Below are 22361 nucleotides of genomic sequence, written 5' to 3' on the forward strand. Positions count from 1 at the left end.
GGGCGGGGCCTGCGCACGTTAAACCAGCCGCTGCGCCAGCGCGATGATCAGTCCTTCCGGGCCGCGGATGTAGGCCATGGACCAGACTCCTTGGTATTCTCCGATGCCGCCGATCAACCCGTAGCCGCGCTCTTGCAGCCGACTGACCAACAGCGGCAGGTCCTGAACCTCAAAGGCTAGGCTGCGCAGTCCCAGCTCGTTGGCCATGGCCAGCGGCATCCCCGGCCCGGAGCCGGGCCGGTCGAAGCTGCTCAGTTCAATGCATACCTCGGTTCCCGGTACCGAAAGCATCACGATGTTGGTTCGCGCGTCGCGAATGCCGCAGACCGTTTCGAGAAATTCGCCTTCCATGCCTTCCTGGCTGCCCTGGACCTCTAGCCCGAGGTCCACAAAAAACTCGGTGACCGTTTCCAAATCCGAAACGCTCACGCCGACATGGTCGAACCTCTTAATTTGGGGCAGCGGTACCTGGCTCATGGCTCTTCTTTCTTCACCGGGTTTCAGGTACGGGACGCAGCTGAATGCGCCTCATGCTACACCCGCCGAATTTCCGGCACCACCAGCACCATGCCTGAAGCTGCGCCAAGTCCGGATTGGACAGTAGGCTAGTGCCAACAGAGGTGATCCTCGAAGTCCGCCAAATAATGAGGTCAAAAATCAATCCCTACCCGCAGATGATTCGTTCCCGGAAGCTTGCCTGGCTCGGTGTCGGGACAGCTTTGTTTTCGCTGTTCTTCACCTATTCGATGCTCGCGCAGTTTATCTGCCTGACCCTGGGTGCCATCCTGTTTATCATGGCCGCCCAGCGGTTGCCGGGCGAGACCATCTCCATGGGATTGCCCGCACGCAAGTTCTTGGTTCTCCTGCTGACCTTGGCCGCGGGGAGCTTTGTCCTGCGTTTTGGATTGCTCTTGGCCTTGTCCACTCCGGCACGTTATGCCGACTACCTGCAACCAACCGGTCCGCAGGCAATCGGGGGCATCGCCGCCTCCACAACGTTGTTCACCCTCATCTCGATGCTGGTGATGCTCGGGGTCTCACTTGGCGCCGCGCTGGCGCTATTCGGCCGCAAACAGCGTAGTACCTGAACTGTACTGACGGCTGAGACGCTCTAGCCCAGCTCCGCGACCTCCACCAGACCGCGGCGAGTGGGCACCGGGGCCACGTGGGCGCCGGCGGTGGCGATCCGCTGCACCTCAAGCAGGCGCGGAGCCTGGGCGTTCGAGGTCTGCAGGATCCAGGGGCCGACCATCAGGTAGGAGTGGTCGTTCTCCGCCTCGGTAACCACTCCGGTGATCACAAAATCGCCATAGGGTTCCTGGCTGAAGGAAGCGAGGACCAAATCCCCGTGCTTCAGCTCTCCCACCGCGATAGCCTCGGGATCGAAACTGCCGGTGAACTCGGCCGGAAACGCGCGCACGTCCTTATCCGGCTGGCGCTGGTCGTTTTTCTTCGCCGCGGCGACGTTCAACCCGCCGACCATGAGGTCATCGAGCACCGTGGCGTGGGCCCGGCCAGTGATCAGGAAATTGCCAAAACGCACCGTTTTATACAGCACGGAGACAACATCGCCCGCCGCCACCGCGCCCAGGGCGGCCTTCATGCCGGCTACATCTCGTTTGGAGGGTCCCTTGATAAAGGTATCCACTGGTACTCCCGTTCCTGGTGATCGTGCGGTGACGTGCTTAACCCTATGCGAATTGCCGAATCTGTGGCCAATTCGGCCCGTAACCCTGGGCCCGGGTGCGTTCAGCCGTGCCGAAGGGCAAAATTTCTGCCCGGCAAGTAGTCTCAAAGACTTACTTCACAGCTAAGCTGGTGTGGTGGACACACTAGAACGCTATGCACCGAACGAAAACCTCCGCCGGGACGAAGCCGCGCTGCGCGCCGCCGACATCACCTGGCACTTCGCCGAGGTTCAGCTGGATCTTTCGCAGGCGGCCTCGCAGGACGCCACCAGCTTCACCTCAGTGACAACACTGAACTTCGACACCGCCAGCGGGCAGACCTTTGTGGACTTCATCCACGAGTCCGTGTCCGAGGTCCTGGTCAACGGCAACCCGATCGACCTGGAGGAAGCGGTGCTCGACGCCCGCATCTACCTGTCCGGGTTGCGCACCGATGCGCCGAACACGGTCAAGATCACCGGTGCGGCCAGCTATTCGCGCTCCGGCGAGGGGCTGCACCGATTCGTCGACCCGCAGGATTCCGAAACCTACCTGTATACCCAGTTCGAGCCATCCGAGGCACGCCGCGTGTTCGCCTGCTTCGAACAGCCGGACCTGAAGACCAGCTACCGTTTCACGATCACCGGGCCAGCGGCCTGGCACCTGGCCAGCAACCAGCCGATCGTGGACGAAGTTTTCCATGAGGACGGTACCAAAACGGTAGTCTGCTCCCCCACCCCGCGCATCTCCTCCTACATCACCGCCGTGCTGGCCGGCCCGTATCATGTGGTGCGCGGCGAGCACGTGCAGCAGCTGCCCGACGGCGAGGAATTGGTGATCGAGCTGGCCGCCACCTGCCGCGCCTCGTTGGCCGATCACTTCGACGGGGAAGAGATCTTGGAACTGACCAGCCGCGGGCTGGCCTACTTCCACGAGCTTTTCGACTACCCCTACCCGTGGGGCAAGTACGATTCGGCGTTTGTGCCCGAATACAACCTGGGCGCCATGGAAAACCCGGGCCTGGTCACCTTCACCGAACGCTACGTGTTCACCTCGCACGCTACCGAGGCGCAGCACGAGCAGCGCGCCAACACCATCATGCACGAGATGGCGCACATGTGGTTCGGCGATCTGGTCACCATGAAATGGTGGGACGACTTGTGGCTCAAGGAGTCCTTCGCGGACTACATCGGCACCCTGGCCAATGACCAGGCCACCGACTTCACCACCGCCTGGACCACGTTTGCCGCCCGCCGCAAGGCCTGGGCCTACGTCGCGGACCAGATGCCGACCACCCACCCGATCGTCGCGGACATTCCCGACCTGATGGCCGCGGACCAGAACTTCGACGGCATCACCTACGCCAAGGGCGCCAGTGTGCTCAAGCAGCTGGCGGCCTTCGTGGGCGCCGATGCCTTCCGCGACGCCGCCCGCAGCTACTTCCGCGCCCATGCCTACTCCAACACCACCTTGGACGACTTCCTGTCTTCCCTGGAAGCCGCCAGCGGCCGCGACATGGGCCAATGGGCCGACGCCTGGCTGAAGACCAGCGGCGTGCCCAAGCTGCGTGTTCAATACAGCGTTGACGATGCGGGGCTGATCACGCAGGCCGAGCTCATCCAGTTCGGCACCGATCCGATCAGCGGCGAAACAATTTGCCGCCCGCACGTGCTGACCGTTGGCGCGTATACGCTGGAGGACGGGGCGTTGGCCCGCGCCGCGGTGCAGTCCGTGGAGCTGACCGGGGCCAGTGCGCCGCTGCCGTTTTTGGTCGGCCAGCCGGTTCCCGCGCTGATCCTGCCTAACGACGGCGATGAAACCTACGCGCTGATCGACTTCGATCCGGCCTCCAAGGCCAGCCTGCTGGAACACCTCGGAGGCCTGACCGATTCGCTGGCGCGAGCCACCTGCTGGGCCTCGTTGTGGGATGCGGTGCGCTCGGCGACCCTGGACGCGCAGAGCTACGTGGGCGCCATCCTGAAGCACGCGCACACCGTCACCGACGCCGGGGTGTTCACGGTGCTCAACGACCAGTTGGCCACCACCATCTCACGTTTCGCGGCGCCGGAGTTGCGTGCCGGGTTGCGTGAACGTGCGGCCAAGGTGCTGACCGGTTGGCTGACCGAGTTCGAGCCGGGTAGCGACCAGCAGACCACCACCGCCCGCACCCTGGCCCGCCTGGCGCGCGCCGGAGTGGCCGGCGAAGTGATCGACGCGTTTTTGGCTGAGGGTGAGAACCGGTTCAGCGTCACCGTGGATGAACAGCTGCTCTGGGATTCTTATATCGCGCTGGCCGCCTCCGGCCGACTGGATGCGGCCGCAGAGGAGCGCATGCAGGCGGCGGCCAAGGCCAATCCAAGCAGCGTGGCCCTGAACGCGGTACGCACCGCGCTGGCCGCCCGGCCGGATCCCGCAGTGAAGGAACACGCCTTCGATACCGTGCTGATGGCGCGCGATGATCAAGGCGCGCTGTCCAACGATGCACTCTCTGCCGTGGCCCTGGGCTTTTCGCTGGGTTCGTCCTCGCTGCTGGCCCCCTTCGAAGAGCGGTACTGGGCGGCGATCCAGCCGGTGTTCGAGACCATGAGCATGGAGTTCGCGACGCGCGTCATCCAGGGACTGTACCCGATGCATCAGGATCTCGCCGGTGCAGTAGAGCAGAACAGCGCGCTAGCCGATGCGACCAGCTGGCTTGAAAGGCACGATAGCGCACCGAAGGCGCTTCGCCGGATCCTGATCGAGGAACGCGATGCGCTGCAGCGCGCGCTGAATGCCCAGGCCTTCAGCCGCACCAGCCGCTAAATAGACAACTCCCCGGAACCCGGGCCGAATAATCGGCACCGGTTTTACGGGGAGTTTTCGCATCCGCCGTGGTTCAGGGCACGCGGGCGGTCCACTGCTGGGTGTCGAATTTTGCGGCCGCCAGGTCCTTGGCGGCCTGCAGGGAAGCGTCCTCAAGTTCGGCGCGCACCGCACCGGTGCGCTGCGCGAAGGTCTCCATCATGACCTCGATGATTTCGGCACGAGCCAGCTTGGTCTGCGACTTCAGCGGATCCACCCGTTTAACCGCGGAAGCGATGCCCTTGTCGGAGATCTTCTCCCGCCCGATGCGCAGCACCTGGGTCATCTTCTGGGCGTCGATGTCATAACTCATCGTGACGTGGTGCAACATGGCCCCATTGGCCAGGCGCTTCTGTGCAGCACCGCCGATTTTGCCCGTCGGGGTCGCAATGTCGTTCAGCGGTTTGTAGTGCGCGTTGATGCCGAGCTTGGCCAGGGCCTCCATGACCCACGCATCCAAAAAGGGGTAGGAGTCCGCAAAACTCATCCCGTCCACCAGGGATTCAGGGACGTAGAGCGAATAGGTGATGCAGTTTCCGGCCTCCATGAACATCGCCCCGCCGCCAGAGATCCGGCGCACGACCTTAATTCCATGGTGCGCGGCTTGCTCGCTGTCCACCTCGTTGCGCAGCGACTGGAAGGAGCCGATGACCACGGCGGATTCATCCCAATCCCAGAAGCGCAGGGTCGGCGCAAGTTCGCCCTTGGCCAGCTGCCGGGTCAGCACCTCATCGAGTGCCACCTGTTCGGCGACCGGAATGATCTGCGGGCCGATCACCTGCCACCGATGATCCTCCCACTTGGTTGCATGTCCCAAGGCGCGGCGCACCACGCGGGCCACTGCATCGGCGTCGAACCCGAACATCACCGCGCCTTCGCGCAGGTTCTGCGCCACCGCATCACGAATGGTCCCATGACTTGCCTCGGTGCTCAGCCCGAGCAGTGCTTCGTTCAAATCCTGAAGCGCTTCATCGGGTTCAAGGAAAAAGTCGCCGTTCAGCGATGCCGCGGAAATTACGCCGTCGTCGGTGTCCAGATCCACTACAACCAGTTTGCCGCCAACTACCTTGTATTCACCGTGATGCATCATTTTTCCATTCTATCGCCCCCGACTTGGGGTTAAAACAACGGCGGCGTGCCTTCCACCAAAGTGGAAAACACGCCGCGACGTTTGATGCGAGGCGAAGAATTACTTCTTGCCGCCGAAGCCCTTGAAGCGAGCGTTGAAGCGCTCGACACGACCGGCGGTGTCCATGATGCGCTGCTTGCCAGTGTAGAACGGGTGCGAAGCTGCCGAGATTTCGACGTCGATGACCGGGTAGGTGTTGCCGTCTTCCCACTCGATGGTCTTGTTCGAGGAAGCGGTCGAACGGGTCAGGAACTTCTCGCCGGAAGCCAGGTCGTTGAAGACAACTGGACCGTACTGCGGATGAATATCAGCCTTCATAGCTATACACCTTTATGTTTGTGGCCACTGGATTTTGCCAGCAGCTGATTACTCGGAAAAAGTTTGCCTGCAGCGATCCACCAGGTGAACCAAAACACACAGACATTCCATCTTAGCGCACCGCGCCCGCAGGGCAAAAACCACTCAGCGTGGCGAGGAGCACAGGTGCCAGAAGGCGATGGCGCTGGCCGCGCCGACGTTCAGCGAATCAACCTGGCGATGCATCGGAATGATGACCGTCGCATCCACCGCTGCCAAAGCTTCATCGGTGACGCCGCGGCCCTCGTTACCAAGGATCATTGCCACCTTCTCACCCTTGGCCAACTGAACCTCATTCAGGGGCACAGCGTCTTCGGTAAGCTCCATGGCCAGGATCTTGTATCCGTGGGACCTGATCCGCGCCACATCCTCCGGCCACGATTCAAGCCGCACCCAGGGAAGGTCGAAAACCGTGCCCATGGAGACCCGCGCACTGCGCCGGTACCAGGGATCGACGCACTTCGGCGTGAGCAGTACCGCATCGATACCCAACCCGGAGGCCGAGCGGATGATGGCGCCGAGATTTGTATGGTCAGCGATGTCTTCCAAGATCGCCACGCGCGAACTAGTGGTCAGCAATTGGTCCAAATCCAGCGGATCCGGGCGGTTCATGGCCGCCATGGCACCGCGGTGCAGGTGGAAACCCACCAGGTCCTCCAGCTGCGAGTCCTCACCGATAAAAATCGGGGCCTCCGGGAATCGGTTGAATTCCTCAACGAGCTGTCCCAGGTGTTTTTCGGCCAGCAAAAAGCTGCGCGGCACGTGCCCGGCGTTGATCGCCCGTTGCACCACCTTGGTGCTTTCGGCTATATACAGCCCGTTTTCCACATCGGTGCGCATCCTCAGGTGCGCTTCGGAAAGACGCAGGTATTCATCCAGCCGCGCATCCTCAAGTTCTGCGACGCGCAAGATCCGCTCTGGATTAACAATCTCCACGGGAAACTCAGGCACCTGAAACCAACTTGTACACCATGTTCGCCAGGGCCACCAGGCCCAGCACAACAATCACCGCTCGCAACCAACCGGGCGAAAGCTTGCGTCCCACCTTCGCGCCAATGAACCCGCCGATCAGCGAACCAACGGCGATCAGCAGCACAACGAGCCAATGAATCCTCTCCGGGGCAATGATCAGGTACATCACCGCGGCAATCAGGTTGACGATCAGCGACAGGATCACCTTGATGGCGTTCGACTGCTGCAGCGAAGCCTGGAGGAACACTCCGAAGACCGCCATCAGCAGCACACCCTGCGCGGCGGTGAAGTATCCGCCGTAGATTCCGATCACAAACACCAGGATGTAGAGGATCAGCGGAATTTTGGCGCGGTCCGCGGCATCCGGATCCGTCCCGCCCTGGGCAGCCTGCCGGGTCTTGGCCCACGCGGACAAACGCGGCTGGAAAATCACCAGCACCAGGGCGCACACCAGCAGAATCGGTGCAACCACCCCGAAAACCGACTCGGGAAGGTTCAGCAACAGCAGCGAACCGATCAGGCCGCCGACCAATGACACCGGGACCAGCTTCAGCAAGGTGCCCTTGACGCTGGCGGCTTCACGCCGATACCCCCAGGCACCGGAGAATCCCCCGGCAACCAAACCCATGGCGTTGGATACCACCGCATTAACCGGGGCAAATCCCAACGCCACAAGAATCGGGAAAGTTACCAGGGTTCCCGAACCCACCACGGTGTTGATGGTTCCGGCCCATAGCCCGCCGAAAAAAATGAGGGCTTCACGCCAAAAATCAAGCACAGTGCCAGGTTCCCCTTCTCTGGGATAAAACTATTAACTACGAGCGAACGCCGAAAAACGGCCGCCCTCGCGACGCAGGGTCAGCTGCATTGAATAGGTTGCTTTCAGATTCTCCTCGGTCAAGGTCGAGTCGATGTCGCCAGCGGCAACCACCTGTCCTTCGCGAAGCATCAGGATGTGGGTGAAACCCTCGGGGATCTCTTCGAGGTGATGGGTGACCAGCACCAAGGCCGGGGCGTATTCATCGCTGGCCAACTCGCCGAGTTTGGCAACCAGACTCTCCCGGCCCGCCAGATCCAGGCCCGCTGCCGGTTCGTCGAGGATCAGCAGTTCAGGGTCGGTCATCAACGCACGGGCAATCAAAACACGTTTGCGTTCTCCTTCCGAGAGTTTGAAGAACTGCTGATTCATGAAGGTTGACATACCCCAGTCATGCAGCAAGCCAAACGCACGACGCTCATCGAGTTTTTCGTACTTCTCACGCCACCGCCCGGTCATCCCGTAGGCAGCAGTCAGCACCACATTCAGTGCGGTTTCGTTGCCCGGGATCGAGTTGGCAACCAACGCCGAGCTCAAACCAATCAGTGGGCGCAGCTCGAAAACATCCACACGACCCAGGGTCTCGCCCAGGATGCCCGCGGTGCCCCGGGTGGGGTGCAACCGGGTGGAAGCAATGTTCATCAGCGTGGACTTGCCGGCGCCGTTCGGGCCGAGCACAATCCACCGTTCGCCCTCGTTAACCTGCCAGGAAACATCCTTGAGCAGGTCTTTACGTCCGCGCACCACGCTGACATCGTTGAAAGTTAGCACTTCGCTCATGGTATTTAAGCCTAGACTTCGCACCCCATGATTCGCTAATTGGCAACCACATTCTGACTTCGATTGTTGCGCCTCACAGTTCACAGAATGACTTGGCCACGTCATTTTTGGTCGCACAGCGCACGCCGACCAAAATGGGTGTATGGCTTCTTCCCTTGTTTTTGTCTCCCGCCCGTCCTTGCCCCGCGACAACTTCGAAACCCTGTTGTCCAGCGCACGCACCGCGGGTTTGATCCCCGCCGACGCCGAAGTCACCATTCGCACCAGCAGCGAGCGCTTGGTCGCCAAAATCGCACTTGACCACTCAGACACCCGCACCGCGCGTCAGGCCGCCGCGCAGTTCCTGAGCGCCCAGGTTGTTTCCGGTGCCGTCGCCGAATCGGATATCTGCCTCACGGCGATCGACGGCGCCCTGAGCGAGGCAAAACAGCTGCTGTTGGTGATGGACGTGGATTCGACCCTGATCAAACAGGAAGTCATCGAATTGTTGGCGGCCCATGCGGGACGCGAACAAGAGGTCGCCGAAGTCACCGAGGCGGCAATGCGCGGCGAACTGGATTTCGCGCAATCGCTGATCCAGCGGGTGGCAACGCTCAAGGGCCTTCCGATCTCCGTGCTCGCCGAGGTTGGCGAACGGATCATCTTCTCCGATGGCGCCCGTGAACTGGTGCAGCGGTTCCACGCGGCGGGGCACAAAGTCGGGGTGGTTTCCGGCGGTTTCCAGCAGATCCTCGACCCGCTGGCCACGCAGCTGAACCTGGATCATGCGTTGGCGAACACCTTGGGAATCAAGGACTCGGTGCTTGATGGAACCGTGCACGGAAAAATTGTCGACCGCGCCACCAAGGAAGAGATGCTGCGCGCCTGGGCCGCCGAACACCAGATCGAGATGGCGGCCACGATCGCCGCCGGAGACGGCGCCAACGACCTGGACATGGTGACCGCCGCCGGGCTCGGTGTGGCATTCAATGCCAAGCCTGCATTGAAGCAGCAGGCCGGCGCCCAGATCAACTTCTCACGCCTCGATGTCATCGCGGACCTGGTTTTGGACGACCTCAACTAGGTGAATTCCAACAACTCGATAACGATTCGCGCAGAAAACGCTGGTTCGCGACTTGTTGGTTGTTCAAGCCGATAGTATTTCAGGTGACGCAACCCTTGACCCGGACAGCCGCTCGGGGTATGTGCCGTAATCTGACCGTTTTGTGAAAGAGTCAATAGACCAGTGCAGACCCCAAGCCCGGACAGTTCCTCGAATGTGTTCAATGCCGCCACTCCAGCCGGCGACCCGAAACGCGGCAAACGCAAAAGCCCGGCCAAACCGTGGATCATTACCGGTTCCTGTGTGATCGCGGCGGCCGCAGCCTACTTTGGCGCGGCCGCCCTGATCAGCTCCCAGGTCCCCGCGGACGCGACTATCGCCGGCGTCAACATCGGTTCGCTGAACCAGGATGAAGCGCGCACCGCCTTGGAATCCCAGGTTGTGCCGCTGGCCCAGGAACCGCTGAAACTCACCATCAACGACAAGGACTACACCCTTGATCCGGTGAAGGCCGGCTTGAGCCTGAACGTCGAGCGGACCATCTCCGATCTCACCGACTTCGAGATCAACCCGGTCAAGCTCTACGAGCGGCTCACCGGTGATTTCTCCACGCAGGCGGTCATCGAGGTCGATCAGGACAAACTCACCGCTCAGCTAGGAAAACTTGCCGAGACCGCCGACACCAAGGTCGCCGAGGGCACCATCGTCTTCAAGGACGGCCGGGCGACCCTGACCGATCCGGTTCAGGGTGTTGAGCTGAACGTGGCCGACGCGGCGGCGCAGATTACCCAAGGCTGGGAGATCGCCGGGCCGGTGATCGATTTGCCGGCAAAGGTTGTTGAACCCGAGGTATCGGCGCAGAAACTTCAGGATTTCTACGATCAGCAGGTCACCTCGCTGCTCAAGGGCGATGTCACGCTGGTCTCCGGCGAGAAAACCACCACGGTCTCCCCGAAGTCCATGGCCGCCGCGGCGACCTATGCGCCGGCCGACGGCGAACCGAAGCTGAGCCTGGATGACGAAAAGCTCTACGCGGCGGCAACCAAGAACTCGGATCTTTCAAGCACCGCCAAGGATGCCAAGATCGTCCTGAAGGACGGCAAACCCTCCATTCAGAAATCGGTCAAGGGCATCTCGCTGGAAACCAAGGACCTGGGCACCAAGGTGCTTGCAGCCAGCCAGAGCGAAAACCGCCAGGCCGAGGTCGCCATGACGGAAACCGACGCCGAGTTCACCACCGAGGATGCACAGAAACTGGGAATCAAGGAGGAGATCGTCGAGTTCTCCACCCCCTACCCCACCTATGACACCGTGCGCACCAAGAACCTGAAGGCCGGCTCGGCCCGGGTCACCGGCATCGTGATCAAGCCAGGTGAACGGTTCTCGCTGCTCGATGCCTTGGGCCCCATCACCACCGCGAACGGCTACTTCAGCTCCGGTGTGGTGGAAAACGGCTTCAGCGCCGAGGCGGTCGGCGGCGGGCTGTCGCAGATCTCCACCCAGATGTACAACGTGGGTTTCCTGGCCGGCTACGACGACATCACCCACAAACCTCATTCGCGGTGGTTCGACCGTTACCCGGCGGGCCGCGAAGCCACCCTATGGGAGGGCCAGGTCGACATGGTGTGGGAGAACAACACCCCGTACGGCGTGATGATCCAGGCGTGGGTATCGGACAACGAGGTGCACACCCGGCTGTGGTCGACCAAGTACTGGAAAGTCAGCCAGGACAGCTCGGGGAAGTACAACCAGACCGACCCGACCACGGTGCATAACAGCGCCGATCAGTGCATCCCCGAATCCGGGGGCAAAAAGGGATTCTCCATCGATATCACCCGCTACCGGGAAACCATCGACGGTTCCAAGAAGCTTCCGGCAGAGACCAAATCCTGGACCTACAGCCCATGGAACAAGATCGTCTGCGACTAACGGCTTAACCTGAAAAAGGGGGCTGCGCCTTCCACCCATCCGGTGGGAGGCGCAGCCCCCTTTTGAGTTCTACTTGCCCGCGTTCTTCAGGAAATCCTCGGCGCCGCCCACCAGCTCGGTGTGCCCGGTTTCAACCTCGGCGAACACCATCTTGGCGACCTCGGCACCGAATTCTTCAACCGAGTACAGCTTGCCGGCCTGCTCGCGACGGGCCTCGATGGCGCCTGGCTCCATGCGGTTCAGCAGGGTCGCGGTGATGGTGCCCTCGATCATGTCGCCGGAAACCACCACAAAACTGATGTTTTTCTCGGTCAGCTGCGGGATCAGTTCGCGCAGCGCGTCTTCACCGGCGCGCTTGGACTTGGCTACCGCGTCATAGGCGTCCATGGTGGAAACATCGTTGATGAAGTGGGCCTGGTGGCTGGTCACAAACACCACGCGGCCGCCGGCACTCATCTTCGGCAGCGCGGCCTGCAACATGGCAACCTGGGCGTCGCGGTTCAGGCGCAGCGCGTAGTTCTCCCCCATCGAGGTTTCCATGCCGCCGGAGGCGTTGAGCACCACCACATCCAGCGAGCCGAAGTTCTCAATGGCGGCGTCAACCAGCGCCTGCGGGCCCTCGACGGTGGTCAAATCGGCGCCGACAGCAACCGCCTGGCCGCCCTTGTCCTGAATCGCGGCGACAATCTTGTTGGCGCGCGGAGCCTTGGCGCGGTAGTTCACCACCACGCCGATGCCCTGCTCGGCCAGCAACTGCGCGGTCACCGCACCGATACCGCGGGAAGAACCGGTGACTACTGCACCTTTAAAATCGCTCAACTTCACATACTCCTTGTCTAAAATGGGAAAAACTTTGGTGGGCAGAGGGGCTAGTGGCCCATACCCAGTCCGCCGTCGACCGGGATCACCGCACCGGAAATGTACCCGGCCTCGTCGCTGGCGATCCAGCGGACCACGTTGGCGACCTCCTCGGGCTGTGCGAAGCGGTTGGCCGGGATGCTCGCCAGGTAACCCTTCTGGGTTTCTTCGGGCAGCACCGCGGTCATCTCGGTGTTAATGAACCCGGGGGCCACCACATTCGCGGTGATTCCGCGTGAGCCGAGTTCACGGGTCAGCGAGCGGGCGATGCCCACCAGACCGGATTTGGAGGCCGCGTAGTTGATCTGGCCCGGCGAGCCGTACAGGCCCACCACGGAGGAGATCAATACCACACGCCCGCGACGCAGCCGGATCATTCCCTTGGCCGCGCGCTTCACCACCCGGAAGGCACCGGTGAGGTTGGTGTCGATCACCGAGGTGAAGTCGTCTTCGCTCATCCGCAGCAACAAAGTGTCCTTGGTCATTCCGGCGTTCGCCACCAGGACCTCCACCGGACCGTGGGCCGCCTCGACTTCCTTGAAGGCCGCGTCGATCGATTCGGCGTCGGTCACGTCGGCCTTGACCCCCAGCAACCCGGCAGGAACCTCGCCGCTGCGGTAGGTGATGGCAACTTGATCGCCGTTGGCTTCAAAGGCCCGGGCGATGGCCAAACCGATTCCACGGTTGCCGCCGGTCACCAGGACGCTGCGGCCGGTTGTTGCTTCGCTAGTCAATCTAAATCTCCGTTCGGGCGCGGCAAAATAACCTGTTGGGGTGCGCTGCGCCTAGGTCAGTGGCTGCTTCTGTAGTCAATCCTATTTGTTACCACCGGGTTTTACCGCTTCGACGTTCGGTAGAAATTCGATTCTCGGGGCCGTGAGTGAGACAATAAAAGCACCAAACCTCGATCAAGTGAAGTTCCACTCAATGTCGCACCAGCACGCGCACCACAACTCAAACGAGCCCCAGGTGCACCGAATAACCGAAGCTCGCGAGTCCCACAGCGTCGAGCAGGATTCTCGTGTGCGCAAGTACGCAATCACCATGACGGTTCGTGTGGTGTGTTTTGTGCTTGCATTTTTCACCACCGACTGGCTGCGCTGGTTCTTTTTGATCGGTGCGATCTTCCTGCCCTACATTGCGGTGGTGATCGCCAACGGCGGGGCGGACCTGACCCGCCGTGAACCCCCGGCCGAATTTTTCAAGCCCAGCGAACCGGCGGCGCTTGAGGCCGGCGGCCCGGATATCGCCCCAGCGCCGGACGGCGCCGAGGTGATCGACGGCACCCTGAGCGAGGACACCGATTCGCAGACGCCGCCGGGCAAGGAGAACTGATGGACCTGCTTGGATCATTGTCAGGACCAGGGGCCGCAGCCCCGGTCCAGTGTTCGCGCAAGGGCTGCCGCCACGACGCGCAGTACCGCTTGCTGTGGAACAACCCGAAGATCCACACCCCCGAACGCCGCAAAACCTGGCTTGCCTGCGAGGAGCATGTGCAGTGGCTTGAGTCCTATCTCAAGGATCGGCTGCTCTACAAACAAACCCTCCCATTGCACGATGCCCAAGGAGCACAACACTAGATGTATCGTTTTCTGGCCAGCTCGCGCTGGATCGGCTGGCTGTTGCTGGTCGCCGTCTTCGCCGCGGCCTGTGTCTCGCTGGGCAATTGGCAGGCCGATCGGCGCCAGCAGGTGCTGACCGGCATCGAGCGGGTGAACAAAAACTACTTCGCCGCCCCGCTCACCGGGCAGGCGGCCCTGGACTACTTCCAGGCGCTGCCCGAAGACAAAATCTGGAGCACCGTCGAGCTGACCGGCAGCTACCTGAACGACGATTCAAGGATTGTGCGCAACCGCATCAAGGCCGGCTCCCCGGGGTACGAGGTGCTGGTGCCGTTCAAGACCACCGACGGGCAGGTGGTGGTGATCGACCGCGGGTTCCTTCCCATCGGCAACCAGGAAAGCGGCCACCCGGACAGCATTCCCGCCCCGCCAACCGGTGAAGTCACCCTCAAGGCCAGGCTGAAGCCCGGAGAGATCCGGCTTGACCGCGGCGCTCCGGAAGGCCAGCTGGCCACCATTCAGCTTGAGGACTACCAGAATGCGCTCGGCTACCCGATCGCGCAGGGCTCCTACGGCATCATGTACGAGGAAACCCCGGCCCCCGAGCTGGCTCCGCAGCCGTTGGACGCGCCGGACATGGATGAAGGACCGCACCTGTCCTACGAGATCCAGTGGTACATCTTCGGGGTGCTGGCATTTGTCGGCTTCTGGTACGCGGCGCGCGCGCAGAAGAAAATCAACGCCGAGGAAGCCGCCGAGCTGGAAGAGGCCCGCGCGCTGGGCTACGAGGAACCGGTGCATACCGTGCGCAAGGTGCGCATCAAGGGACCCAAGCAGCACCGCCGCGATGGCTCGCTGACCGATGAGGCCATCGAGGACGCGTTGCTGGACGGGCAGGAAACACCGAGCGACGCCCGCTAGTTGACCGGGGGCTGGTAGCGCAGGCCGCCGTTGCCGCATGCGGGGCTGGATTCGTACTGCGCCTCGAGGCAGGCCCCGTCCACCAGCTCGCGCTCCCCCAAAGCCTCACCCAATTCAAGGGTGTAGGGCACGGTGTCGTTGCTCGGGCAAGAGTAGGCGCCCTCGGCGAGTTCTTCCACGAAGACGCCCACGACCACCTGCTGGGCACCCAACTGGACATCGGCGCCGGTGACCTGCCCGGTCTTCCCGCCGGCGCAGTCCGCGCGCACCACACCCACCTGCAGGGCGGTGTCTTGCGGGGACGGGTCGGCGCCAAGCAGCGACCAGTTGGCATTCGGTATCCGAGGCTGCTGCGGGGCCGCGCAGCCGGCACACAGCAGTGCCGCCAGGAAAATCCCGGCGGCACCAGCTGCAGAACGAGGGGCCGACATGCGGCCATGCTACTAGGTCAGGGTGACCAATTCCAAGTAGTCCTCGCTGAACAGGTCCTCGTCGCCGTCCGGCAGGATCACCACGCGTTCGGGTTTGAGCGCCATGACCGCTCCCTCATCGTGGGAAACCATCACCACGGCGCCCGGGAAGGTGGACAGCGCGCCGAGCACCTCGGCGCGGGAGGCCGGGTCCAGGTTGTTGGTCGGCTCATCCAGCAGCAGCACGTTGGCGCTGGAGGCCACGATGGTGGCCAGCGCCAGGCGGGTTTTCTCGCCGCCGGAGAGCACCCCGGCCGGTTTGGAGACATCGTCTCCCACAAACATGAATGAACCCAGGATCGAGCGCACGTCGGCGTCCCCCAGGTGTTCCGGGGCGTTGCGGCGCATGTTTTCCAGCACCGTCGCCTCGGAATCCAGGGTGTCGTGTTCCTGCGCGAAGTAGCCGATCTTCAGCCCGTGCCCCGGAACGATGCTCCCGGAGTCAGGCTCGGAGACCCCGGCGAGCATACGCAGCAGGGTGGTCTTGCCGGCGCCGTTCAGCCCCAGGATGACCACCTTGGAGCCGCGGTCGATCGCCAGCGACACATCGGTGAAGATCTCCAACGAGCCGTAGGCCTTGGACAGGCCCTCGGCCATGAGCGGGGTCTTGCCGCAGGGAGCCGGATCCGGGAAACGCAGCGCCGCGACCTTGTCATGGGCGCGCACATCTTCCAACCCGGCCAGCATGCGGTCCACACGCTTGAGCATCGACTGCGCCGCGGAGGCACCGGATGCGCGGGCCTTCATCTTGTTGGCCTGGGCCAACAGCACCGAGGCCTTCTTCTCGATGTTTCCGCGCTCGCGCTTGCGGGCGCGCTCATCGGTTTCGCGCTGCACCTGGTAGCGCTTCCAGTTCATGTTGTACACATCCACCGTGGCGCGGTTGGCATCCAGGTAGAGCACCTTGTTCACGGTTTCATCCAGCAAGCCGGTGTCGTGGCTGATCATCAGCACACCGCCCGGGTAGTTCTTGATGAAGTCGCGCAGCCACACGATGGAGTCCACGTCCAGGTGGTTGGTCGGCTCGTCGAGCAGCAGCGTTTCGGCATCCGAGTACAGGATCCGCGCCAGCTCCACACGGCGGCGCTGGCCGCCGGAGAGGGTGCGCAGCGGCTGGTTCAGGATGCGTTCGGGCAGATCCAGGTTGGCGCAGATCGCGGCGGCCTCGGATTCCGCGGCGTACCCGCCGGCGGCGATGAATTCGGCTTCCAGCCGGTCGTAGCGGCGCATCGCCTTCGCGGAGACCGCGGCGTCATCGCTGGCCATGTCCTCGCGGGCCTGGGCCAGCTTGTTGAGCACCACGTCAAGACCGCGGGCACCGAGGATGCGGTCGCGGGCCAGCTGCTCCATGTCAGGGGTTTTGGGATCCTGCGGCAGGTAGCCGATGGACCCCTTGTGGGTCACCTCGCCCTGCGTTGGCTGGGTTTCCCCGGCCAGCACCTTGGTCATGGTGGTTTTTCCGGCGCCGTTGCGGCCCACCAGCCCGATCTTGTCGCCCTTGTCGATACGGAAGTTCACTTCATCCATCAGGAGGCGGGCGCCAACGCGTAGCTCGAGGTTGGCTACGGAAATCATAGGGTGGGCCTTTCAGCGGGTCCGGCAAAATTTAGCGCCCCGTCACAAGGGCAACTTAACTAGTTTAGCCGTGCAACGAGCCGGGTGCGACCTGATGTGTTTGACTCGACAGCCTCAGCCCTTCAGCGAGGTGCGGTAGTCGTTCATCTGGATCAGCCGGCGGCTGAGCGAAGCCTCGCGACGCAGGTCCGAGCCGCTGGTTTTTTTGATGTGCTCCTTGCCGAAACGCCAGAGCAGCACGTCGTCCAGCAGCCGGTCCGGACCCGGCGAGTAGCGGTGGTCCAGGGCCGCGCGCACCTCGCGCACCACCTCGGCATCCAGCAGGCCAACCAGTTGCCAGGTCTGGTCGATCCCGTGCGCGCCGAGCAGTTCAGCGGCCCAGGACCAGTCGTCATCCCGTTTGCGATCCACGTGGGGCAACAGCGTCTGCCAGATTTCGCCGATCTTCTCCCCGGTCAGTTTCCCCGCGCCGAGCCCGTTCTTGTCGTGGTAGCCGTTGAGCCTGTGGTAGAGCTCGTCGATGTCGGTGAAGTAGTTTTCAACGGTTTCCAGCATCGCGGCGGTGGCGGTGAAATGGCGGTCGATCTGCGGGTTCCAGGCGGCCTCACCGGGATGTTTGAAGCGAATGTCGTGTTCCATCTCGCTCCAGGCATGCTGCAAGATGGTGCGGATCTGCACCTCGAAAACGAAGTTGCCGCTGGGCACCACGCCTTTGCCCAGCGCTTCCTGGAAACGGCGCACCGTCGGCTCGTTGCGGGTCTTGAGCAGCAGGTGGCGAGAGGAGTAGCCGTAGGTCCCGGATTCCACCGAACCGATGTCCTTTTCGCGGTCGCTGCGGCAGTCGAAGGCTTCGCGGTGCGACTTGATCAGGCTGGCGACCTGCTGGATCTCATGGGGCAGCATCACGATGATACGAATCCCCACCATGTCGTGCACCTCGCGCAACGGGTGCGGGAATTCAAGCACCGGGTCGCTGTCAGGGTTTTCCTGCAACCGGCGCGAGGCCTTGGCCTGGAAGGAATCTGCGGACTTCACCCGTCCGGTGATGAATAGCGGCTGCACCTCGCTGTCTGCGAAGAGCCGCCGGATCTTGGCTTTCATGGCGTTAAGCACGGTTTTCAGCTCACCGGAGACCGTGCCGTACTGTTCGACGGCGGCGGCGATCTGTGCGGAGAATTCGTCGTTGTTCGCCTGCGATTGTGGATCCATCACTGATGCCTCCTAAAACACCTGGTGCCGCGTGAGAAGCGGGGAAAATCAAGGGGCGCAACCCGCAGGTTACGCCCCTCGGGGAAAAAATTGAGAATTCTTGGGGAAATTTGGGATGCTGCGGATTACGGGCGGGTCAGGCGCTTGGCCATATCCTCGTACAGCGGGGCCTTGGCGTCTTCCTCCCCCGGTGCGCTGGCGGCGGTTTCCTTGGCGCCGGCGGCCGGCTTGATCGGGGTCACCTTGGCATCGTTGCGGGCCGCGGCGATGGCTTCCGCGCGGACGCGGGCCAGATCGTCCTGGTGCTCCTGCGCAAGCTGGGCGAAGCGCTCGTCTTCGGCACCCTTGGCGTCACTGAGGGCCGCGTTGTAGCCGTCGTCGTAGGCCACGCCGTACTTCTCGGCGTTTTCTCGTTCCTCATCGAATTCGATTTCCGCGCGGATCTTCGCGGCTTCCGACTTCTTCTGGTACATGTGAACGGTCAGGTGGGTAATCGCCAGCAGCACGATCGGCGGCATCGCCGCGACCAGCGCGGAGACCAGCGGCGGGACGCCGTTGACGATCGAGTCAACCGTCAGGATGGCGTGGGTCGAGTTCGCGGCGGTCGAGACGATCGCGCCGAAAAACAGCAGCGACCACGGGTAGATCATGGCGCGACGGTTGAAGCCGTTCAGCGCCACGATGGCCACGGTGGCCGCGACGATCATGCCGTCGATGATGATCGGCCAGATCCAGGCGAGGTTCGACTGGATGCCGGAGCGTTCGGCCAGATCGGTCAGGGCTGCGAATGACAGGACGAATGCGCCAATGGCGATCAGGACCGTGGCGCCGACTGCGGTTCCGAGTACGGCCTTATGCGGTTCGTTCGGAACTTCTGGTTTGATGTCTTCCATGCTTCGCTTGGAACCTATGCTTTCGGATCATTGGGGACGTTCAGCTGACGCGAGTCGGGCGGGCCTGGATTTTTCGCACACCGGGCACCAGATCCATTTTAGCGTTTAACCTCGGCGCGTGCGGCGTGTTCGTTCACACAGTTTCCGCCTCGGCGGCGCGCCGATCGGCAAATCCCGTGCCGGTGAGCACCCCGGCCAGCGCCCGCGTGCCGGGAACCAGCACAAAACACACCGCACTGATCGCGGCGTACACCAAGACCGCGGTGTTCAGCCCCGGCACCTGCGGGTTCTCCCCGATACCGGTAGACACGTGGACCCACCAGGTGATCCCGCCGAATCCAAGGAGGGTGCGCAGCACGGCCTGCCACGCCGGCGCCGGGCGCCCGCGCGCGCCGCTGATCCTGATCCAGGCGCAGCGCTGGCCCAGCGTGGCGCGTCCCGGTGCCAGGACGGGCAGCGCGAACACCAGCGCCGCCACCACCGTCGGCACCCACAAATCCACCAGCTTCGTGTCCACGGACGGGCCGCCGAGCCTTTGCGCCAGGTTCGCACCCGCGCTGCACAGCAGTACCCCGGCCGTGGCGAATGCCGCGTCGAACACATTCGCCAACGCCCGGCGTGGCCGGGTCACCGGGCGCGGCGGGGCTTTCGCGGCCCGGGGCTCGCGCGGAGGCGCGAGGAAGGCGAAAACCGGCAGGTAGGCAACCGCCCCACCCAGCAGGGCACCGAAGGTGTTCATGATCAGGTCGTCCACATCCGCCACGCGGTAGGCGCACGTATACAAACCCCAGATCCCGGTGTACTGCGTCAGCTCGATCGCCAGGCTCGCCACCAGACCCAGCACCACTGCGGTCAGCACATTGCCGCGCAGCCAGCGAACCGCCAGGATGCCCAAGGGCATAAACAAAATGATATTAAACAGCACCTGCCACAGGGTGAAGCTGGTGGAGAAGCTGCGCAAGCCCAATTGGGAGGCGGCGGCGAAGTCCTGGATGAAGTGTCCCGCCTGAAGCTGCGGCACCGCCACCGAAGGCCGGCAGTAGGCATCCCGGGTGGCGGGCAGCGGGAGCATGGTGTAGCTGAACAGCGCGAACCCGTACAGCGAGGCCGCCGCGGTGGTGATGGTGCGCCGCCAGGACAGGCGTCCGTGGCGGCGATACTGCACGGCGAGCAGAAATACCCCGGCAGCGCCCAAAAAGAGCAGGCTGCCGAGTACGGCGATCGCCCCGGGCCAAATCATGCTGTTCATATCTTCCATCTAAGCGCACCTGCCGGGCCGATCCTCGCCGTGTTCCTCCGCGAGCAGCTGGCAGCTCACTAGGAGTTCGCAGAATTTTTGCGCCCACACGCGCGGGCAGGGCTGATTCACGCATTGGTGCGCCGAGTCGATAAGCTTTAACGCATGCCTACCCCGACTCCTGCACCCATGACCGGTGCCCAAAAGCTGCACCTCGGCCTGGTCATGGGTGCGGCAGGAATCCTGTACGTCATCCACTCGTTCCTGCGTTTTGCCCGATTCGAGTCGCGCGGGTACGACCTTGGAATCTTCGATCAGGCCGTGCGCCAGTACGCCATGTTCAAGGCGCCGATCGTGCCGGTCAAGGGTGTCGACTTCAACCTGCTGGGTGATCATTTCCACCCGATCCTCGCGGTGCTCGCACCGTTTTACTGGATCTTCAACGACCCGCGGATGCTCGGGATCGTGCTGGCGCTGCTGCTGATTTCCACCGCAATCCCGGTGTACCTGTTCACCCGCGCCCGCTTCGGCCACCTGGGCGCGCTGCTCACCAGCGCGGCATTGCTGTTGTGGTGGCCCTTCCAAGCCATCGTCAACTGGGACTTCCACGAGGTCGCCTTCGGGGTGCCGCTGATGGCCTGGATCATCTGGGCATTCGACAAGGGCCGCTACTGGCTGGTGGTAGGGCTTTCCAGCAGCCTGCTGCTGGTTCGCGAAGACATGGGAATCACCATGGTCGCCGTCGGCATCGTGCTGCTGTTCCACCGCCAGTGGGTCAAGGCGGCGCTGACCGCCGTACTCGGGCTCTTGGGCTACTTGGCGGTCACCGGGTATTTCATCCCGCTGTTCTCCCCCGAGGGCGAGTTCTCCTACTGGCAGTACACCGCCCTGGGCGCCAGTGCCAGCGCCGCCGTGATTTTCCTGCTCACCCACCCGCTGCAGTCGATCGCCATCCTCTTCGACCACCAGCTCAAGTGGGCCCTGTGGCTGCTGTCTTTCGCGCCGCTGCTGCTGCTCCCCTTCGCCTCGCCCTATGTGATCCTCGGCGCTCCGCTATTCCTCTCGCGCCTGTTCAACGACCGGCTGAACACCTGGGCCCCGGTGTATCAGTACGACGCCATCATGGCGCCGATCCTGATCATGTCCGCGGTCCACGTGCTGGGCAAACTCGCCCTCCGCTTCAACTGGCGCCGGGTTCGGCTCATCGCTCCCATCTGGTTGCTGTCCATCTCGGTGATCGCCACCCTGTTTTTCCCAGCTGTGTTCCCGCTGCACAAAACCATCACCGGCCAGGGTTGGCCGCCCGCGGAATTGATTGCCGCGAAACAACGGGCCGCCGCGCTGATCCCGGACAACGTCTGCGTCGAAGCAGCCGACAGCCTGGTCCCGCACCTCACAACACGCACCTATGTGGGATTGCACGGCGACATCGGCGATGACCTCGCAAGCTGGATGATCATCGACTTCAACGTCGAGGAGCTCGGCGGCTGGGATCCACTCACCCCGGATCAGGCAATGGAACGAGCGCTCGCCTTGGGCTACGAACAGGTCGCTCCCGAAGACCAGGGAATCCTTGTCCTGCACCGCGATATCCCGGTAGATCCGGTGTGCTCCTCCTACCTTCAGCGTTAGCCTCACGGGCCCGTCACTTTTCGGTGGCGGGCCCGTAGCGTATCTGCCGCACTCGGCAATCTTTAGTTTTTCTTGAGCGAATCCTAACACCACATTCGAATCTTTATTCGAACAAACACCGTACAATTAACACATGTACGAAGCAATGGAACAACGCCACCGCCCACCCATACCACCAATCCACACCGACTGCGCAGAACTGCTCACCGCACTGTCCGCCAAACTCACCCACATCCTGGACTGCGGCAGCGCCAGCGACTGCGCCACCGCCATCGAAGAACTCGAAGCCCTCACCTCAAGCTACGACTACCTCAAAACCATGCTCGCCCACCAACTCGAAAAAGAAGTCTTCCGCACCAACGAAAACAACGGCCTCTACCTCGACGACCCCACCCACGGAGCCGCCAGCACCGTCGCCCTCGCCCGCAAACGCTCCCCCAACGGCGCCCGCTCACACCTCATCAACGCCC

At 62.7% G+C, this 22361-nt stretch carries 22 protein-coding genes and 1 pseudogene; 9 read left to right on the top strand and 14 right to left on the bottom strand.

Translation table 11 applies throughout. The features are described from left to right. Positions 1 to 18 precede the first annotated feature (18 nt). Positions 19 to 477 carry a VOC family protein gene (locus ACIOWL_RS20605; RefSeq protein ID WP_400389674.1) on the bottom strand — a complete coding sequence of 153 codons (459 nt, stop codon included), beginning with the start codon at positions 475 to 477 and terminating at the stop codon, positions 19 to 21. A 131-nt stretch (positions 478 to 608) separates the two neighbouring features. Between ACIOWL_RS20605 and ACIOWL_RS20610 the strand changes: the two genes are divergently transcribed. Next, on the top strand, positions 609 to 1088 hold the full coding sequence (locus ACIOWL_RS20610) for a hypothetical protein (RefSeq protein WP_400389677.1): 480 nt from the start codon (positions 609 to 611) through the stop codon (positions 1086 to 1088). A gap of 23 nt (positions 1089 to 1111) precedes the next feature. Here the strand turns inward: ACIOWL_RS20610 and ACIOWL_RS20615 are convergent, their stop codons facing one another. Beyond that, positions 1112 to 1648, bottom strand: a complete 537-nt coding sequence (locus tag ACIOWL_RS20615) for a hypothetical protein (protein WP_400389680.1) — start codon at positions 1646 to 1648, stop codon at positions 1112 to 1114. Positions 1649 to 1823: 175 nt separating this feature from the next. Between ACIOWL_RS20615 and pepN the strand changes: the two genes are divergently transcribed. Next, entirely contained in the window at positions 1824 to 4469 is a 2646-nt protein-coding gene (gene pepN, locus ACIOWL_RS20620; RefSeq protein WP_400389683.1) for an aminopeptidase N, read from the top strand. A 73-nt stretch (positions 4470 to 4542) separates the two neighbouring features. Here pepN and ACIOWL_RS20625 read toward each other — a convergent pair whose 3' ends face one another. From ACIOWL_RS20625 to ACIOWL_RS20645, 5 genes are all read right to left on the bottom strand, one after another. Next, on the bottom strand, positions 4543 to 5598 hold the full coding sequence (locus ACIOWL_RS20625) for a biotin/lipoate A/B protein ligase family protein (protein ID WP_400389686.1): 1056 nt from the start codon (positions 5596 to 5598) through the stop codon (positions 4543 to 4545). A 99-nt stretch (positions 5599 to 5697) separates the two neighbouring features. After that, positions 5698 to 5955: a type B 50S ribosomal protein L31 gene (locus ACIOWL_RS20630; protein ID WP_400389689.1), complete on the bottom strand. Its 258-nt coding sequence runs from the start codon at positions 5953 to 5955 to the stop codon at positions 5698 to 5700. Positions 5956 to 6099: 144 nt separating this feature from the next. Further along, on the bottom strand, positions 6100 to 6945 hold the full coding sequence (locus tag ACIOWL_RS20635; protein ID WP_400389692.1) for a TrmH family RNA methyltransferase: 846 nt from the start codon (positions 6943 to 6945) through the stop codon (positions 6100 to 6102). Beyond that, complete coding sequence (locus tag ACIOWL_RS20640; protein ID WP_400389694.1) at positions 6938 to 7744, bottom strand: sulfite exporter TauE/SafE family protein; 807 nt, start codon at positions 7742 to 7744, stop codon at positions 6938 to 6940. The genes ACIOWL_RS20635 and ACIOWL_RS20640 overlap by 8 nt, the downstream gene beginning before the upstream one ends. A gap of 33 nt (positions 7745 to 7777) precedes the next feature. Next, positions 7778 to 8563: an ABC transporter ATP-binding protein gene (locus ACIOWL_RS20645; protein WP_400389697.1), complete on the bottom strand. Its 786-nt coding sequence runs from the start codon at positions 8561 to 8563 to the stop codon at positions 7778 to 7780. A 142-nt stretch (positions 8564 to 8705) separates the two neighbouring features. Here ACIOWL_RS20645 and serB point away from each other — a divergent pair, with 142 nt between their 5' ends. Together serB and ACIOWL_RS20655 are read left to right on the top strand one after the other, a co-directional pair. Continuing rightward, a complete protein-coding gene (serB, locus tag ACIOWL_RS20650; RefSeq protein WP_400389700.1) occupies positions 8706 to 9626 on the top strand; it encodes a phosphoserine phosphatase SerB in 921 nt (306 codons plus the stop codon). A 162-nt stretch (positions 9627 to 9788) separates the two neighbouring features. Then, the gene (locus ACIOWL_RS20655) at positions 9789 to 11534 is read left to right on the top strand and encodes a VanW family protein (RefSeq protein WP_400389703.1); all 1746 of its coding nucleotides are present in this window, start codon (positions 9789 to 9791) and stop codon (positions 11532 to 11534) included. A 69-nt stretch (positions 11535 to 11603) separates the two neighbouring features. On the opposite strand, the gene ACIOWL_RS20660 is transcribed toward ACIOWL_RS20655, so the two are convergent. Together ACIOWL_RS20660 and ACIOWL_RS20665 are read right to left on the bottom strand one after the other, a co-directional pair. Further along, positions 11604 to 12359: an SDR family oxidoreductase gene (locus ACIOWL_RS20660; protein WP_400389705.1), complete on the bottom strand. Its 756-nt coding sequence runs from the start codon at positions 12357 to 12359 to the stop codon at positions 11604 to 11606. 44 nt (positions 12360 to 12403) lie between these two features. Then, positions 12404 to 13126 (bottom strand): beta-ketoacyl-ACP reductase, encoded by a 723-nt coding sequence (locus ACIOWL_RS20665; protein WP_400389708.1) that lies wholly within the window; start codon positions 13124 to 13126, stop codon positions 12404 to 12406. A gap of 193 nt (positions 13127 to 13319) precedes the next feature. Here ACIOWL_RS20665 and ACIOWL_RS20670 point away from each other — a divergent pair, with 193 nt between their 5' ends. From ACIOWL_RS20670 to ACIOWL_RS20680, 3 genes are read left to right on the top strand one after another with little or no spacing between them, the layout of a single operon-like run. Next, complete coding sequence (locus ACIOWL_RS20670) at positions 13320 to 13727, top strand: DUF3099 domain-containing protein (protein WP_400389711.1); 408 nt, start codon at positions 13320 to 13322, stop codon at positions 13725 to 13727. Next, positions 13727 to 13972: an acetone carboxylase gene (locus ACIOWL_RS20675; RefSeq protein WP_400389714.1), complete on the top strand. Its 246-nt coding sequence runs from the start codon at positions 13727 to 13729 to the stop codon at positions 13970 to 13972. Before ACIOWL_RS20670 ends, ACIOWL_RS20675 begins: the two co-directional genes overlap by 1 nt. Beyond that, the gene (locus tag ACIOWL_RS20680) at positions 13973 to 14875 is read left to right on the top strand and encodes an SURF1 family protein (RefSeq protein WP_400389717.1); all 903 of its coding nucleotides are present in this window, start codon (positions 13973 to 13975) and stop codon (positions 14873 to 14875) included. On the opposite strand, the gene ACIOWL_RS20685 is transcribed toward ACIOWL_RS20680, so the two are convergent. The 5 genes from ACIOWL_RS20685 to ACIOWL_RS20705 all read right to left on the bottom strand — a co-directional run bounded on the left by ACIOWL_RS20685 (position 14872) and on the right by ACIOWL_RS20705 (position 20271). Then, a complete protein-coding gene (locus ACIOWL_RS20685; protein ID WP_400389720.1) occupies positions 14872 to 15306 on the bottom strand; it encodes a hypothetical protein in 435 nt (144 codons plus the stop codon). The genes ACIOWL_RS20680 and ACIOWL_RS20685 overlap by 4 nt on opposite strands. 12 nt (positions 15307 to 15318) lie before the next feature. Continuing rightward, positions 15319 to 16920 carry an ABC-F family ATP-binding cassette domain-containing protein gene (locus tag ACIOWL_RS20690; protein ID WP_400389723.1) on the bottom strand — a complete coding sequence of 534 codons (1602 nt, stop codon included), beginning with the start codon at positions 16918 to 16920 and terminating at the stop codon, positions 15319 to 15321. Positions 16921 to 17034: 114 nt separating this feature from the next. Further along, a complete protein-coding gene (locus ACIOWL_RS20695) occupies positions 17035 to 18129 on the bottom strand; it encodes a GTP pyrophosphokinase family protein (RefSeq protein ID WP_400389736.1) in 1095 nt (364 codons plus the stop codon). Between the two features lie 125 nt (positions 18130 to 18254). Then, the gene (locus ACIOWL_RS20700) at positions 18255 to 19022 is read right to left on the bottom strand and encodes a DUF2637 domain-containing protein (protein ID WP_400389726.1); all 768 of its coding nucleotides are present in this window, start codon (positions 19020 to 19022) and stop codon (positions 18255 to 18257) included. Between the two features lie 133 nt (positions 19023 to 19155). Next, positions 19156 to 20271 (bottom strand): VanZ family protein, encoded by a 1116-nt coding sequence (locus tag ACIOWL_RS20705; RefSeq protein ID WP_400389728.1) that lies wholly within the window; start codon positions 20269 to 20271, stop codon positions 19156 to 19158. 153 nt (positions 20272 to 20424) lie between these two features. Between ACIOWL_RS20705 and ACIOWL_RS20710 the strand changes: the two genes are divergently transcribed. Further along, positions 20425 to 21891 carry a DUF2079 domain-containing protein gene (locus ACIOWL_RS20710; RefSeq protein WP_400389731.1) on the top strand — a complete coding sequence of 489 codons (1467 nt, stop codon included), beginning with the start codon at positions 20425 to 20427 and terminating at the stop codon, positions 21889 to 21891. 133 nt (positions 21892 to 22024) lie between these two features. Continuing rightward, positions 22025 to 22361 (top strand): annotated as a pseudogene (locus ACIOWL_RS20715) (hypothetical protein); the annotation flags it as partial.

The sequence above is a fragment of the Glutamicibacter sp. NPDC087344 genome, assembly GCF_044744225.1.
In the GTDB taxonomy this organism is placed as follows: domain Bacteria; phylum Actinomycetota; class Actinomycetes; order Actinomycetales; family Micrococcaceae; genus Glutamicibacter.